This window comes from Kocuria kalidii (assembly GCF_044462225.1).
Classification (GTDB): Bacteria; Actinomycetota; Actinomycetes; order Actinomycetales; family Micrococcaceae; genus Kocuria; species Kocuria kalidii.
Genome location: NZ_JBISWJ010000063.1, coordinates 1 through 14,044 on the forward strand (window position 1 = coordinate 1; position 14,044 = coordinate 14,044).

Sequence of the window (14,044 nt, forward strand, 5' to 3'; positions counted from 1 at the left end):
CCGCCCCCGGGGACCCCTCCTTGTGCTGTCCGGCCCGGATCCTAGTGTTTCCGCTGGTGGGGCCGCCCGGCCCCCCGGCACCGGGAATCCGAGGAGGACGTCACTCTCATGATGGGACCGAGCCATGCGGCCTGCGGGGCGGCCGCATGGGTGGCGCTGACCGCCGACTACCGGCTGCACCTGCAGGACCTGAGCCTCCCGATCGGGTGGGGCCTGCTGGACGTCGGCGACGCCGGGGTCCTCACCGGCGCGCTCGTCACCGCCGGCGCTGCGCTGCTCCCGGACCTCGACCACCCGGGCGGGACCGTGGCCCGGTCCCTGCGCCCCCTGTCCACGTGGCTGTCCCGCGGGATCTGCCGGCTCTCGGGCGGGCACCGTCGCGGCACCCACTCGGTGCTGGGGGTGCTGGCGTTCACCGGCCTGGCCGCGGCCGCGCAGAGGATCGGCGTCCCCGTCGGGGACCTCGGCCGGGTGTGGCCGCTGGCGGCGGTCATGTCCGTGCTGCTCATCGCGTTCGCCGTGCAGGTGCTCGCCTTCGTGCCGGAGCGGGTGGCCAAGCTCAACTGGGTCGTGGGGATCGGGCTCGGCGTCGTCGTGGGCCTGTACCCGCCCGCCCACGAGTGGTGGTTCGCCGCGGCGGTGGGCACGGGCGTGCTGGCCCACATGGCCGGGGACCTGGTGACCACGCGCGGGATCCACCTGCTCTATCCGCTGCGGATGCCGCTGCCCCTGCCGCGGTCGGTGTACAAGAACCGGTCGTTCCTCACCGTCCCGCTGATCGGCAACGCCGGCTCGGCCGCGGAGCTCGCACTGCTCGCCCCGATCACCCTCTTCGCGCTGACGGGCCTGTGGGGCGCGTTCGCCCGGGCCACCGGTCTGGCGGTCGCCTGAGCCCTCAGACCACGCGGCCGTCGTCGGCGTGCCGGCGCTCCTGCTCCGCCCGCTCCTTCTTGATCAGCTCGAGCGTGCGGACGAGCCGCGGCAGGGTGATGATGACGAGCCCGCCCACCATGTTCAGCGGGATGACCCACAGCATCCACAGCAGCCACTCCGTGTAGGAGATGTCGGCGCCCGCGTGCATCGCCCCGAAGATGATGGCCGAGTTCAGCGCTCCGTGCAGCATGCCCAGCCCGACGACCAGCAGGCCGTCGATGAGCGCGATGACGGTGTGCACCACCTCGTTGCTCGACCCCTGGCTCATCCGCGTCCCGAGCGTGATGGTGCTGCCGGCCAGCAGCGCCAGGGCGGCCGTCTCCAGCGACAGACCGCCCTCGAGGTACTTGGTGGCCGACTCCTCCAGGACGTCGTGGAACTGCGGGAACCCCGCCACGATGAACCAGGTGAACAACCACCCGCCCAGCAGGTTGGTCAGCAGGGTCACCACCCAGAAGCGCACCAGCTGCAACCAGGTGCTGTGCCGGGAGACGACGGCGTAGATGGGCACCAGGAAGTTCTCCGTGAACAGCTCCGAGTGGGCGAGCTGGAGGGCGAGCAGCCCGAAGCCGAACGCCGCGCCGGCCAGCAGGTCCGATCCGGTGGCCTCCTTGACCGCGAGGTAGGCGAGGATGCCCACGCCCACGTCGATGCCGCCGAAGAGCCCCGTGATGGTCAGCGCCCGCCACGTGCGGGTCAGCCGTTCCGCCCCCTCGGTGACCGTGTTCTCGAAGCCCTCGACCAGCTCGTCCTCGAGCGGCTCGTCCGTCCGGCCCAGCTCCTTGCGCTTCTCCTCGAGATTCTCGCTGTCGGGTTCCATCGGTGCTCCCTGTGTGCCGTCATCGATCCCTGCCCGGGATACGGCAAGCTTACTGATGGATGGCCCACCTGCTCGATTGGCCTTCGGGGGCGAGTGTGGGTAGGATTGTCGTCGTTGCTCTCAGCGGTGTGCCGCTGAGGTCGGCGAGCGCGAGTGGCGGAATAGGCAGACGCGCACGGTTCAGGTCCGTGTGCCCGAGAGGGCGTGGGGGTTCAACTCCCCCCTCGCGCACCGCACAGCAGGAAGAGCGGGACACCCGGCGGGTGTCCCGCTCTTCCTCGTTCCGCCCGCCGGTGCCTCCGGGGGCACCGGCGGCGGCCTCAGCCGACCGGGACCACGCCGGCGTAGTCGGTCTGGTAGCCGGTGACGGGCGCGTGCGGGATCTCGTCCCAGCGCTCCGGGTCCTCCTGCTGGACCTCGCCGGTGGCCAGGCCCAGCAGCAGCTCCTTCATGGCGAGCACGTTCTGCTGCACGCTCTTGCCGCGGGCCTTCTGCCCGAGGCTCCCGTCCGAGGAGTTGCCCGAGGTCTCGAAGAACACGACCGGGTGGGAGTGGCCCTCCGGATTGAGCCCGTCGTGGTCCAGGCCGAGCATCATCGCCGAGACCACACCGCCCTTGATGTCGATCTCGAGGCTGCCGCCGACCTGGTAGCGGTCCATGCTGATGTAGCCGTACTTCGACAGCTCGTCGTGGACGTGGACGTGCATCTGGCGGGTGAGCCTGTCGTAGGCCCCGTCCGCCAGCCCGGGCAGGGTCGGTCCGCCCGGTGCGAGCGAGATGCCGAGGGAGAGGGTGACGTCGTCGCCGGTCCCGTGCTGCTGCTTCAGCCCCTGGTGGTGGATGTCGATGCCCCACGCCGGGTCCACGGTGGTCCAGTACTCGTAGAACGCCCGGGACTCGTCGGCCGCGAACCCGTCCGCCGTCCAGTCGCGGTTGAGGTCGATGCGCTGCGGCGTCCCGCCCTCCGGCGCGCCGGAGACCTGGTCCCACAGGACGGTGTGCCGGATGTTGGCCTCGGCGCCGTCCGGGTTGTACATGGGGATGACGTGGAAGGTGAACTTCTCGCGCAGCAGCTCGTACTCGGCCGAGCCGTTGCTGCCGAGGTCCTTGAGCAGGGTCAGCAGGGCGTCGGTGCCGTAGGGCTCGTTGCCGTGGATGCGGCCCTGGAGCCACACGTGCTCCTCGCCGGAGCCCACGGTGGCGACCCACAGGTCACGGCCCTGCTCGGAGGTGCTCACCTCCGTCCCGGCCTCCGCCAGGGTGAAGGCGTCCACGCCGTAGCGGCTGGTCCGCTCGAGCTTCTGCAGCTCCCGCACCACGTCGTCGTGGCCGAGGATGCTGGAGATGTTGGTGCTCCCCTCGGTCGAGGGGAAGTTGGCGTCCGCGGCCGCCGGGGACGCGGCGCCGAGGGGGAGCGCGACGGCGAGCGCGGCCACCGCCGCGATCCGTCGGTGCGGGCGGCGCGCGGAGCGGGGGGTCGCGGGGTCGCGGTGCTGAGGGGTCACGTGCTGGTCCTCCGGGGGAATGGTCGGTGCTGCCGGCGCGGTCCCACGGGGAGCCGCACCGGAGCGGGGGTGCTGGTGATGCTAATCACTTCTGCACATCTCCGGCAGCCACCGGCGGACAACCGAAGAAGTACTGCTCAGTAGCACGACCTCCCCCGGCAGATCGTCCACGGGTCCGGCGGGGGCCCACGGGCGGGGCCCCGTCGCGACCGGGGCTGCATCGCGGCCGTCAGACGTTTGCACTAAGTGCAACGTTGCACTTAGTGTAACCACGTGATCCCCTCGGAAGACCGCCGGCGTCAGCTCAAGACCGCCAACCGCCGCGCCATCATCGATGCCGCCGCGGCACTGGCGGAGGAGCAGGGACTCGGCAACTTCACGGTCAGCGACCTCGCCCGGCGCGCGGACGTCTCGCGGCGCACCATCTTCAACCACTTCGCCTCCGTGGACGAGGCCGTCTACGTCCGGTTCAGCGAGCTGCTGGGAGTGATCGTCGACGACTTCGTCGAGATCGCCGACGCCACGCCACCACCGGCCGCCCCGACCACGGGGGCCGTCTTCGAGCAGCTGGCGGACGTCATCGAGCGGACCGAGCTGGTCCAGCCCCTCTCGCACATCGCCCGGCTCGTGGGCACCAGCGAGGACCACCCCGCCACGGTGCTGTGGAGCCACGAGGTGATGCAGAGCGTGACCGTCCGGCTGACCGGCGAGGTGACCCGCCGCAATCCGCAGGCGGACCCGTTCACCGTCGCCCTGCTGGCCGGCTCGCTGATCAACGCCGTGGTCGTCGTCCTCGAGCAGTGGACGGCCGAGACCTCGGCCGTCGACACCCCCCAGAGCCGCATCGTCTGGCAGCGCCTGCTGCGCACCGCGGTGGAGCATCTGCGGCGCGGCTTCGCCGCCTGACCCGAGCGCCCCGGCCCCGGCCGGTCCCCCACCACCGACAGAGAAGAACCATGGCACAACTCCTGTACCGACTCGGGCGCTTCGCCGCCCGCCGCGCGTGGACCGTGATCGCGGCCTGGGCGGCCGTGCTCGTCATCGCGGGCAGCGCCTTCGCCGTCGCCGGCGGGCAGCTGACCACCGCCATCACCATCCCCGGCACCGAGACCCAGCAGCTGGCCGACCGGCTCCGGACCGAGCTTCCCGACGCCGGGCACGGCACCGGGCGCATCGTGTTCCGGACCGAGGACGGCGAGCCGTTCACCGCGGAGCAGCGCGAGCAGATCGACGCCGCGCTCACCGCGGCCGGCGGGTCCCCGGGCGTGCAGGCGGTGCTCGACCCCTTCGAGGCCCAGGACGAGCGCCGCGAGCAGGCCCAGCAGCTCGAGGACGGCCGCGCGCAGCTCGCCGACGGCCGGGACCGGCTCGAGGAGGGTCGCGCGCAGCTCGCCGAGGCCGAGGCCGCTCTCGAGGAGAACCAGCAGCAGCTCGACGACGCCCGGGAGCAGGCCGAGGAGGCCGACGCCCCCGGCCGGGTGCTCGACGAGCTCGACGAGCGCCAGGAGGCCCTCGACGACGCACGCGCGGAGCTGGAGCGCACCCGGACCGAGCTCGAGGCCGGAGCGGGCGAGCTCACGGCCTCCGCGCCCGAGCTCGAGCGCGGCGAGCGGCTGCTCGCCCTGGCCGAGGACATCCGCACGGTCTCCGAGGACGGGACCACGGCGATGGCCGTGGTGACCTTCACGGCCGAGCAGCAGGCCGTGACCGCGGAGGACAAGGACGCGCTGCAGGCCGCGGTCGACGGCGTGGACGTCGACGGGGTGGAGGTCGCGTACTCCACCGAGATCGCCCAGGACATCTCCCAGCTGTTCGGCCCCGCCGAGGTGATCGGCGTGGTCATTGCGGCCGTCGTCCTGCTCGCCATGCTGGGCACCCTGGTGGCCGCGGGCCTGCCCATCCTCATGGCGCTGGTCGGGGTGGGGGTCGGCGCCCTCGCCACCCTGTCCTTCTCCGGGGTCGTGGAGATGACGTCGGTGACCCCGATGCTCGGGCTGATGCTCGGTCTGGCCGTGGGCATCGACTACTCGCTGTTCATCCTCAACCGGCACCGCCAGCAGCTGCTGCGGGGCATGGACCTGCACGAGTCGATCGGGCTGGCCACGGGGACGTCGGGCAACGCGGTGGTCTTCGCCGGGCTGACCGTCATCATCGCCCTGGCCGCGCTCAACGTCACGGGCATCCCGTTCCTGGGCCTCATGGGCACCGCGGCGGCGTCCTTCGTGGCCGTGGCCGTGCTGATCGCGATCACCCTCACCCCGGCCCTCCTGTCGCTGGTCGGGCCGCGGCTGCTCTCGCGCCGGGCCCGGGTGCGGGCGGCGCGCACGCCGGCGCACCGCGGGGAGCGCCGCGAGGGCGTGGCGACGCGCCGACCCGTGCTGACGCTCGTGGCCGGCGTCGTGGCGCTCCTGCTGGTCGCCCTGCCGGCCGCCTCCATGCGGCTGGGCCTGCCGGACGGCTCCTCGGAGCCCGCGGGCTCCACCCAGTACCGGGCCTACCAGATGATCGACGAGAAGTTCGGCGCCGGGACCAACGGGCCCGTGCTCGTGGTCGCGGACCTGCCCGCGGACACCGGAGCGGAGGAGGCCGCCGATCTCCAGGTGGCCGTCGGGGAGGAGCTGATGGACCGCGAGAACGTGGTCTCGGTCCTTCCCGCGGGGCTCTCCGAGGACCGCGGCACGGCGGTCTTCCAGGTCGTCCCCGCCGACGGCCCGGCGGACGAGTCCACCGAGGAGCTCGTCGACGACCTCCGCGCCCTCTCGCCCGCCCTGGAGGACGAGTACGGCGTGGCCGTCGGCGTCACCGGACAGACCGGCGGCAACATCGACGTCTCGCAGAAGCTGGCCGACGCGCTGCCCGTGTACCTCCTCGTGGTCGTGGGACTGTCGCTGGTGCTGATGGTGCTCGTCTTCCGCTCCGTGCTGGTCCCGGTCATCGCCACCGCCGGGTTCATGCTCTCCCTGTTCGCCGCCTTCGGCGCCGTGGTGGCCATCTACCAGTGGGGCTGGCTGGGCGCCCTCTTCGGCGTGCACGACCCCGGGCCGGTGCTCAGCTTCCTGCCCACGCTCCTGGTGGGGGTGCTCTTCGGACTGGCCATGGACTACCAGCTGTTCCTCGTCTCGGGGATGCGGGAGGCCTACGTCCACGGTCGCCCGGCCCGCGCCGCCGTGCGCGAGGGCCTGAACGCGGGCCGGGCCGTGGTGACCGCCGCGGCGATCATCATGATCTCGGTGTTCACCGGCTTCGTCTTCTCGCACATGGCGATGGTGCGCCCGCTCGGCTTCGGCCTGGCCTTCGGCGTCCTCGTCGACGCGTTCGTGGTGCGGATGACCCTGATCCCCGCGGCCATGCACCTGCTGGGCGACAAGGCCTGGTGGCTCCCCCGCGGGCTGGACCGGCTGCTGCCCGACGTCGACGTCGAGGGCGACTCCCTGCGCCGCGACAGCGCCCCTCCGGCCCCGGCCGACCCGAGCGGCTGGGGCGGCGCGGAGCCGGGCGCGGTGCCCGAGAGGACCCCGGAGCCCGCCGGCGTGCGGTGACGTCGGCCACACCCGGTGCGGAGGTGACGCGCGACGTCGTCCTCCTCCGCGCCGGCGCCATAGACTGGACCACTGTGAAAGCACTGCTCCTGGAGAACGTCCACCCCGAGGCCGAACGCATCCTGTCCGAGAAGGGCATCGAGGTCGAGACCCGCAAGGGTGCCCTCGACACCGGAGAGCTCGTCGAGGCGCTCGAGGGCGTCGAGCTGCTCGGCATCCGCTCGAAGACCCACGTGACCCGGGAGGTGTTCGAGGCACATCCGCAGCTGCTGTCCGTGGGCGCCTTCTGCATCGGCACGAACCAGATCGACCTCACGGCCGCCACGGAGCACGCCGTGACCTGCTTCAACGCCCCCTACTCCAACACCCGCTCCGTGGTGGAGCTCGCGATCGCCGAGATCATCTCGATGGCCCGGCACCTCACCGACAAGAACAGCGCCATGCACGAGGGCGTGTGGGACAAGTCCGCCCAGGGCGCCCACGAGGTCCGCGGCCGCACCCTGGGCATCGTGGGCTACGGCAACATCGGCTCCCAGCTGTCCGTGCTGGCCGAGACGCTCGGGATGCGGGTCTACTACTACGACGTCGTGGACCGCCTGCCCCTGGGCAACGCCCAGCGCTGCGACACGCTGGAGGAGCTGCTGGAGCGCGTCGAGACCGTCTCGCTGCACGTGGACGGCCGCGCCGGCAACGACAACCTGTTCGGGCGCGAGCAGTTCGAGCGGATGCGCCCCCGGTCGCTCTTCCTCAACCTGTGCCGCGGCATGGTGGTCGACTACAACGCCCTGCGGGACGCCCTGGTCGGCGGGCACATCGCCGGCGCGTCCGTGGACGTCTTCCCCAACGAGCCCAAGGTGGCCGGGGACCCGTTCAGCTCGGTGCTGCAGGGCCTGCCCAACGTGATCCTCACCCCGCACATCGGCGGCTCCACGCAGGAGGCGCAGGTGGACATCGGGCGGTTCGTGGCCGGCAAGCTCTCCTCCTTCGTGACCTCGGGCTCCACGACCCTGTCGGTGAACATGCCGCAGGTCCAGCTGGACACCGCCGTCAACGGGACCCGCATCCTGCACCTGCACCGCAACGTGCCGGGGGTCCTCGCGACCGTCAACAGCGTCCTGGGCGACCACGGCATCAACATCGACCGCCAGCAGCTGTCCACCCGCGGGGACACCGGCTTCCTCGTGACGGACGCGGGCAACGGCGTGACCCGGGAGGTCATCGAGCAGATCCTGGGGCTGCCCGAGACCATCCGGCTCAGCACGATCAACTGAGTCCCGGCCCGCCTGCCTCCCGCAGGTGACGGAGGCAGGTGGCACAATGACCGCATGAGCGGCGTCCCGGAGCAGCCTGCCGTCCACGGCAGGGGCACCCACGGAGCAGTGGTGTCCGCCCCCGCACCGGCGGGGGCGGTGCCGGGCCCCGACGACGGCGCCCGCGCCGGCGACGACTCCGCCCCCGTGCCGATACCCCCGGGACCGGAGCTCCCGGTGCCGGCGTCCACGGGCACCGGCGTTCCGCCCCCGCCGGGGGCCTCCCCGCTGCTCGCTCCCCGCCCCTCCGGGGAGGCGCCGGATGCCTGAGCCGTGCACGGCCGGTCCCGGGTCCGCGGTCCCCGTGGACGACCCCGCGATTTCACCGGATGGCCACCGCGAGTTCCCGCCCGGTGGCACCGTGGTCGGGCCGCCGGGTCCACCATGGGACGACGACGCCCCCGCACGCCCCCACCCTGGAGCAGTGATGTCACCAGACACCGTCCTTCTCGACCGTTCCACGACTCCGGGCGTCGCGGACCCGGCGGTGCCGCTCATCGGACCGGCCACGGGCCGCGCCCTGCACGTGATGAGCTACAACATCCGCTACCACCACAGCGGCACCCGCGCCGGGGACCCGGACCACTGGCCCGACCGCGCGCCCCGGCTGGCGCGGATGCTCCAGCTCGAGCAGCCCACGCTCCTCGGCGTGCAGGAGGCGCTGCACCACCAGCTGCCCGCGGTGGAACAGGCCCTGCCCGCCGGCTACGGGATGGTCGGCTACGGCCGCGCCGGGGGCAGCAAGGGCGAGTACTCCGCGATCTTCTACGACGCCCGCCGCCTGGAGCTGCTGGAGTGGGACCAGTTCTGGCTCTCCGACACGCCGGAGCTCATCGGCTCCACCACGTGGGGCAACGACGTCCCCCGGATCGTCACCTGGGGCCGGTTCCAGGACCGCGGCACCGGCGCCGACCTGGTGCTCGTCAACACCCACTTCGACCACGACTCCGAGACCGCCCGGGACCGCAGCGCCCAGGCCCTCGTCGAGCTCGTGCACAGCTTCCGTCCGCACACCCCCACCGTGGTCACCGGGGACTTCAACGCGGAGGCGGGCGGGTCCGGCGCCTACTCGACGCTCGTGGACTCCGGGATGCTCGGCGACACCTGGACGGCCGCCGAGGAACGGCTCACCCCCGCGTGGGGGACGTTCCCGGACTACGGCGAGGCCGTGCGGGGCGACGAGCGCATCGACTGGGTGCTGGCCAGCCCCGACGTGAGGGTCTGCCGCAGCGCGATCAACCCGGCGCGCTTCGCCGGGGGCCACCCCAGCGACCACGCCCCCGTCCAGGCGCTCGTCACCGTCGGGGAGGACTGAGCGCTACGGCGCCGCGGGGCCGAGGGTGAGTGCGCGCCACGGCTGGGCGCCGTCGGCCTCCGCCCCCATCGACCCGACGGTCCGGGCGGTGCGTGCCAGCGACGCCGCGTCCTCCTCCGGGGAGCGGCACACGTCCTCGGCGGGCAGCGCGCACCACCGGATCGGGTCCAGGGTGAGGATGTGCGGCGTCCACACCGGGTCGCCGGCGACCCACTCCCCGTCCTCGCGGGCGAACGACATGCTGACCGTGAGGCCCTCGTTGTTGACCGGCACGCGGGTGGCGTGCTCCGAGAGGCTGTTGCCCAGCCCGTGCACGATCCAGGTGTCCCCGTGCTTCTCGATCGGCAGCACCGAGTGCGTGTGGTGGCCGTAGACGAAGTCGAACTCCCCGCTGTCGGCGAGCGCGTGCGTGACCTCGAGCTGCTGCGGGTCGGGCGACGAGGAGTACTCCTGCCCGGCGTGGACCGCGGCCAGCACGATCTCCGCCCCGTCCTCCCGGGCCCGGCGCGCCTTGCCGACCATCTCGGGCACGTCCAGCAGGTCCACCCGCCACGGGGCGTCCGGGACGTTGCCGTTGAGCCCGTAGGTGCCGGTCACCAGACCCACGCGCACGCCGTCCACGTCGAGGACCAGCGGCTCCTGCGCGTCCTCGGCCGTGCGGTACGTGCCGGTGGTGGCGATCCCGGCGTCCTCCAGGACGTCGAGGGTCCGCTCGAGGCCCTCCGGGCCGGCGTCCACGGCGTGGTTGGTGGCCGTGGTGCACGCGTCGTAGCCGAGGTCCGCCAGCGCCGGAACGATCTGCGGCGGCACCTCGAACGAGGGGTACCCGGAGAAGGGGCCCTCGGGCTCGGCGAGCGGGGTCTCCATGTCGCAGATCGCGAGATCCGCCTCCTCCGTGAAGGGGCGCAGCCCTTCCACGAGCGGGCCGAAGTCCAGGTCCCCGTCCCCGTCGGCCTCGGCCTGCGCCCACAGCCCCGGGTGGAGCAGGACGTCCCCGGTGACCACGACCTCCAGCCGGTCCGGCGCCGGGCTCGGCGTGGCGGACGGGGTTCCGCCCGCCGGCGGGGCCGAGGCCGGGGCGGCGTCCGGGGCGGCGTCGGGCGGCTCCGCCGAGCAGCCGGCAAGGACCACGACGACCGCCACGAGGGCCGCGACCGGTCCCGCCGCGGGGCCGCGGCGGACCGGTGGCAGGTGGGGAGGAGAGGTCATGGACCGAGGGTAGGCCACCCGTCCCCGGCCTGCCCACCCCGGCCGGGGCCCGCCCCGGGGCGGGGTGGGCGGGCCGGGGAGCGCACCGCGCGGGGCAGGGCGGTGGCCGCGGAGGTCAGGAGAGGACGGTGGACCAGAGTCCCTCGTCCTCGGGACGGTGCGGGACCTCGGTGCGGGGCACCACCTCGGCCGGCGCGGGGTGGGCCCTGCCCTTCAGCGCGAGCATCTGCTCGAGGTCGTCCAGGGGCGTGGGCGAGTTGTCGGCGCGCAGGTCGACGTCGAGCAGCACGGGGTACTGGAAGCCCGCGAGGGTGTCGGCCACGAGCACCGCCGCGCTCTGCCGGCCCCGGCTGTCCCCGCCCGCGTCCTGGCCGGCGCGCAGGCAGGCCAGCAGCGCACGGGCCATCTCGGTGCTGGTCGGCCCCGTCCCCGCGAGCGCCCCGTCCATCGTGGCGCGCATGGCCTCGACGACCTCCGGGCCGGTCAGGTAGTTGCCGATGACCACGAAGTGGGCCCCGGCCACGCCCCCGGCCCAGGGCGTGCACAGGCTGCCGGTGAGGTGCGCTCCGGGGCCCTCCACGGGCAGGACCGCCACCTGGCGCAGCGCCAGGTCGGGGTCGGCGTCGGTGAGTCCCGCGATCGCCTCCTCGGCCGTGCCCCCGTGGTGCAGGGTGCGGAGCATCTCGAAGCGCAGCCGCCGGTTGGTCCACGCCTGGGACGCCACCACCCCGGCGGTGGGCACGAGGGCGGGCACGGCGTTGCCCACGGCGAGGGAGCAGCTCGCCGTGGCGGCCCCGAGCAGGCGGGAGTCCGCGCTCCGGGCGATCACGGTGTAGGTCACAAGCACCTCCTGGCCGTCACTGCGTGACGGCCGCGTCGTCGTCGATGGCCGGCCCCGCGCCGACCGGGGAGGACGCTCCCGGCACGCCGTGCCGCCCCGGCCGTGCGCCCCACGGGCCCCGCCCTCAGGAGGCGGGGCCGCCGGCGTGCTCGAGCCGGGCCAGCACCGGGAAGTGGTCGGAGGCCCACACTCCGCGCGGACGGTCCGCCAGCACCCGGGAGCCGAGGACCCGGACCGGCCCGCCGTACAGGATCCAGTCCAGCCGCGGCGTCCTGGGCCGGGGCCCCCGGTACCGGTGGAACGTGCCGGGGGCGTCCGCGGGCAGGGTGTCCCGCAGCCCGCCGGACAGCGCCGCGTCCCACGTGCGGGAGCGGCCGGCGGCCGCGTTCATGTCCCCGAGGAGCAGGAGGGGCCCGCCCCACTCCTGGTGGAGGCGCTGCAGCACGGCGAGCTTGCGCAACCGGGCGGACTCCGGCCACGGGTCGAGATGGGTGGCCACGGCGCGCCAGAGCACTCCCGTGCGGCGGTCCCGCAGGTCCGCCAGGACCAGGGTGCGGGGGAAGAAGTCGCCCGGCCACTTCGACCCCGGGACGTCCGAGGTCGGGGACAGCCAGCGCTGCTGCCACCGCTCGATCTCGAAGCGGGCCGTGTCCACGGCCAGCAGGCACCGCTCGCCGCGGCCGCCGGCGTCCCTGCCCTCGCCGAGCAGGACATGGTCGGCGCCCAGGGCCCCCTGGAGCAGGTGCACCTGCCCCGGGAGGACCTCCTGCAGGGCGGTCAGCTGCGGCCGGTGCGCCCGGAGCACCGTCTGCACCGCCGGGGCGCGGGTGAACCACGCGTCCGGCGACGCCCGGCGGTACGACTCCATCGGGCGCCGCACGTTGAAGGTCATGGCCGTGAACGCGCCCCGGCCCCGCGGACCACGAAGGTCGGCGGGGCCGGGGCGGGCGGGGGCGGCCACGATCGCGGGACGGACTACTGCGCGGCGGACTCCGCCGCGCCCTTCTCCGTGCGGGCGCCGCCGTGCTGCAGGTCGCCGCCGCTGTTCTCGAGGTGGGCGCGCATGAACCACTGGAAGAGCTCGAGCTCCTTGACCTGGCCGATGAGCATGTCCTCGGTGACGGGATCGAGCTCGCCGACCTTCTGGATGGCGTCCCGGTGGTCCCCGATCACGCCGTTGTAGACCAGGTCCAGGGCCGCGAGGTGCTCCACGCCGGTGGCGCGGTTGACCGAGTAGTCGTCCCAGCTGCGGGCCTGGACGAGATCACCGGGCAGGCCGCTCGGCCCCACGCCCATGGTGGCCATGCGCTCGGCGAGCTCGTCGACGAAGCCGCGCACGAGCTCGATCTGCGGGTCGAGCATCTCGTGGACGGAGATGAAGTTGGGACCCACCACGTTCCAGTGGGCGTGCTTGAGGGTCAGCTGGAGGTCGTTGAGGGCGTGCAGTCGCTGCTGCAGCGTCTGGGCGACCTCGTGCCCGTCCTCGGTGGACAGGCCGGGCACGGTGTACGGGGCGGTGCGCTGGTTCGGAGTGGCCATGAGTGCGTCTCCATGATTCCGGCCGCCGCCGGACGGCGGCCTTGCTCGACAACAGTGGACGGCTCGCCGGAGCGGGCCTTTGTCCCCACTATGGCACGGGCGCGGAAGAGTGTCAGCACCCTGTCCATTCGCTCTGCGCGATACGCTGCGCCGGCGCCGGGGACCGCCGGGCCGGGCCTTGCCAGGGCTCCGCGCCGCTGGTTGTCTGGACCCATGGACACCACTCCCGCCTCCGGCGACCAGCTCCCCGACGACCCGCACCTGGCCGAGGACATCGGCGTGGCCGCCGACACCCCTGCCGAGGACATGGAGCAGGAACCCCTGCCCACCGGGCAGACCAACGCCGGGCAGCAGGTCTCCGGCGTGCGCGATGCCGGTGCGGCCGCCGACGGGGAGGACCGGGGCCCGGCAGCGGCCGGCTGATCCCGTGACGGCGCCGACCCTCCCCCGGCGGCCATGAGCACCCGGGGCACCAGCACGGACGGCATCGCCCGGGCCACCGGGACGTCCTGGGCGGCCTGGACGTCCCGGCTCGACGAGCTCGGCGGCCGCGAGATGACCCACGCCGAGCTCGCGCGGGCCGCGGCGGAGCAGCTCGAGGGCGTCGTCGACAACCACGAGTGGTGGGGACAGGCCGTCGCCGTGGCCTACGAGCAGCACACGGGCGCCCGCCGACCCGGGCAGGCCGGGGACGGCACCTTCGGGGTGAACGCGAGCCGCACCGTGGCCGGCACCCCGGACGAGGTGCTCGCCCGGTGGGGCGCGGCCATGGCCGGGCGCGACGGGGCCGGCGGCGTCCCGTTCCAGCGCCCTCCGACCACCGCGGCCACGGAGAAGTGGCGCTACTGGCGGGTCCGGCTGGCCGACGGGACCCGGGCCACCGCGACCATCGGCGGCAAGGGGCCCGGCCGCACCACGATCGCCCTGGCGCACACCGGGCTGGGCAGCGCCGAGGACGTCGAACGGTGGCGCGCGGTCTGGAAGGAGCTGCTGGCCGGCCTCTGAGTCCGGGCCCCGCTTGTGAGACGGCTCA

The 14,044-nt window shown here is 73.6% G+C and carries 14 protein-coding genes and 1 tRNA gene; 9 read left to right on the forward strand and 6 right to left on the reverse strand.

The features are described 5' to 3' along the window. The first annotated feature begins 108 nt into the window (after positions 1-108). Entirely contained in the window at positions 109-891 is a 783-nt protein-coding gene (locus ACH9D3_RS08740; RefSeq protein ID WP_396410633.1) for a metal-dependent hydrolase, read from the forward strand. 4 nt (positions 892-895) lie between these two features. Here ACH9D3_RS08740 and ACH9D3_RS08745 read toward each other — a convergent pair whose 3' ends face one another. Further along, the gene (locus tag ACH9D3_RS08745; RefSeq protein WP_396399671.1) at positions 896-1,753 is read right to left on the reverse strand and encodes a formate/nitrite transporter family protein; all 858 of its coding nucleotides are present in this window, start codon (positions 1,751-1,753) and stop codon (positions 896-898) included. Between the two features lie 147 nt (positions 1,754-1,900). Between ACH9D3_RS08745 and ACH9D3_RS08750 the strand changes: the two genes are divergently transcribed. After that, positions 1,901-1,984 (forward strand) — tRNA-Leu (locus ACH9D3_RS08750). A gap of 89 nt (positions 1,985-2,073) precedes the next feature. On the opposite strand, the gene ACH9D3_RS08755 is transcribed toward ACH9D3_RS08750, so the two are convergent. Then, positions 2,074-3,258: a M14 family zinc carboxypeptidase gene (locus ACH9D3_RS08755; protein WP_396410634.1), complete on the reverse strand. Its 1,185-nt coding sequence runs from the start codon at positions 3,256-3,258 to the stop codon at positions 2,074-2,076. Positions 3,259-3,531: 273 nt separating this feature from the next. Here ACH9D3_RS08755 and ACH9D3_RS08760 point away from each other — a divergent pair, with 273 nt between their 5' ends. From ACH9D3_RS08760 to ACH9D3_RS08780, 5 genes are all read left to right on the forward strand, one after another. Continuing rightward, the gene (locus ACH9D3_RS08760) at positions 3,532-4,164 is read left to right on the forward strand and encodes a TetR family transcriptional regulator (protein WP_396410635.1); all 633 of its coding nucleotides are present in this window, start codon (positions 3,532-3,534) and stop codon (positions 4,162-4,164) included. Positions 4,165-4,214: 50 nt separating this feature from the next. After that, positions 4,215-6,797, forward strand: a complete 2,583-nt coding sequence (locus ACH9D3_RS08765) for an MMPL family transporter (protein ID WP_396410636.1) — start codon at positions 4,215-4,217, stop codon at positions 6,795-6,797. A gap of 74 nt (positions 6,798-6,871) precedes the next feature. Beyond that, positions 6,872-8,068, forward strand: coding sequence for a phosphoglycerate dehydrogenase (serA, locus tag ACH9D3_RS08770; RefSeq protein WP_396399675.1), 1,197 nt, complete (start codon positions 6,872-6,874; stop codon positions 8,066-8,068). Between the two features lie 54 nt (positions 8,069-8,122). Continuing rightward, on the forward strand, positions 8,123-8,377 hold the full coding sequence (locus tag ACH9D3_RS08775; protein WP_396410637.1) for a hypothetical protein: 255 nt from the start codon (positions 8,123-8,125) through the stop codon (positions 8,375-8,377). Between the two features lie 157 nt (positions 8,378-8,534). Continuing rightward, on the forward strand, positions 8,535-9,422 hold the full coding sequence (locus ACH9D3_RS08780) for an endonuclease/exonuclease/phosphatase family protein (protein WP_396399676.1): 888 nt from the start codon (positions 8,535-8,537) through the stop codon (positions 9,420-9,422). A 3-nt stretch (positions 9,423-9,425) separates the two neighbouring features. Here ACH9D3_RS08780 and ACH9D3_RS08785 read toward each other — a convergent pair whose 3' ends face one another. From ACH9D3_RS08785 to ACH9D3_RS08800, 4 genes are all read right to left on the reverse strand, one after another. Further along, on the reverse strand, positions 9,426-10,631 hold the full coding sequence (locus ACH9D3_RS08785; RefSeq protein ID WP_396410638.1) for a CapA family protein: 1,206 nt from the start codon (positions 10,629-10,631) through the stop codon (positions 9,426-9,428). 115 nt (positions 10,632-10,746) lie between these two features. Continuing rightward, entirely contained in the window at positions 10,747-11,472 is a 726-nt protein-coding gene (locus ACH9D3_RS08790; protein ID WP_396410639.1) for a DUF1028 domain-containing protein, read from the reverse strand. A 124-nt stretch (positions 11,473-11,596) separates the two neighbouring features. Next, positions 11,597-12,364 carry an endonuclease/exonuclease/phosphatase family protein gene (locus ACH9D3_RS08795; protein WP_396399679.1) on the reverse strand — a complete coding sequence of 256 codons (768 nt, stop codon included), beginning with the start codon at positions 12,362-12,364 and terminating at the stop codon, positions 11,597-11,599. Positions 12,365-12,447: 83 nt separating this feature from the next. Then, a complete protein-coding gene (locus ACH9D3_RS08800) occupies positions 12,448-13,011 on the reverse strand; it encodes a Dps family protein (protein ID WP_396399680.1) in 564 nt (187 codons plus the stop codon). A 213-nt stretch (positions 13,012-13,224) separates the two neighbouring features. On the opposite strand from ACH9D3_RS08800, the gene ACH9D3_RS08805 reads away from it, so the two are divergent. Both ACH9D3_RS08805 and ACH9D3_RS08810 read left to right on the forward strand, forming a co-directional pair. Then, positions 13,225-13,434, forward strand: coding sequence for a hypothetical protein (locus ACH9D3_RS08805; RefSeq protein WP_396399681.1), 210 nt, complete (start codon positions 13,225-13,227; stop codon positions 13,432-13,434). A gap of 33 nt (positions 13,435-13,467) precedes the next feature. After that, on the forward strand, positions 13,468-14,016 hold the full coding sequence (locus ACH9D3_RS08810) for a hypothetical protein (protein ID WP_396410640.1): 549 nt from the start codon (positions 13,468-13,470) through the stop codon (positions 14,014-14,016). Positions 14,017-14,044: the final 28 nt, after the last annotated feature.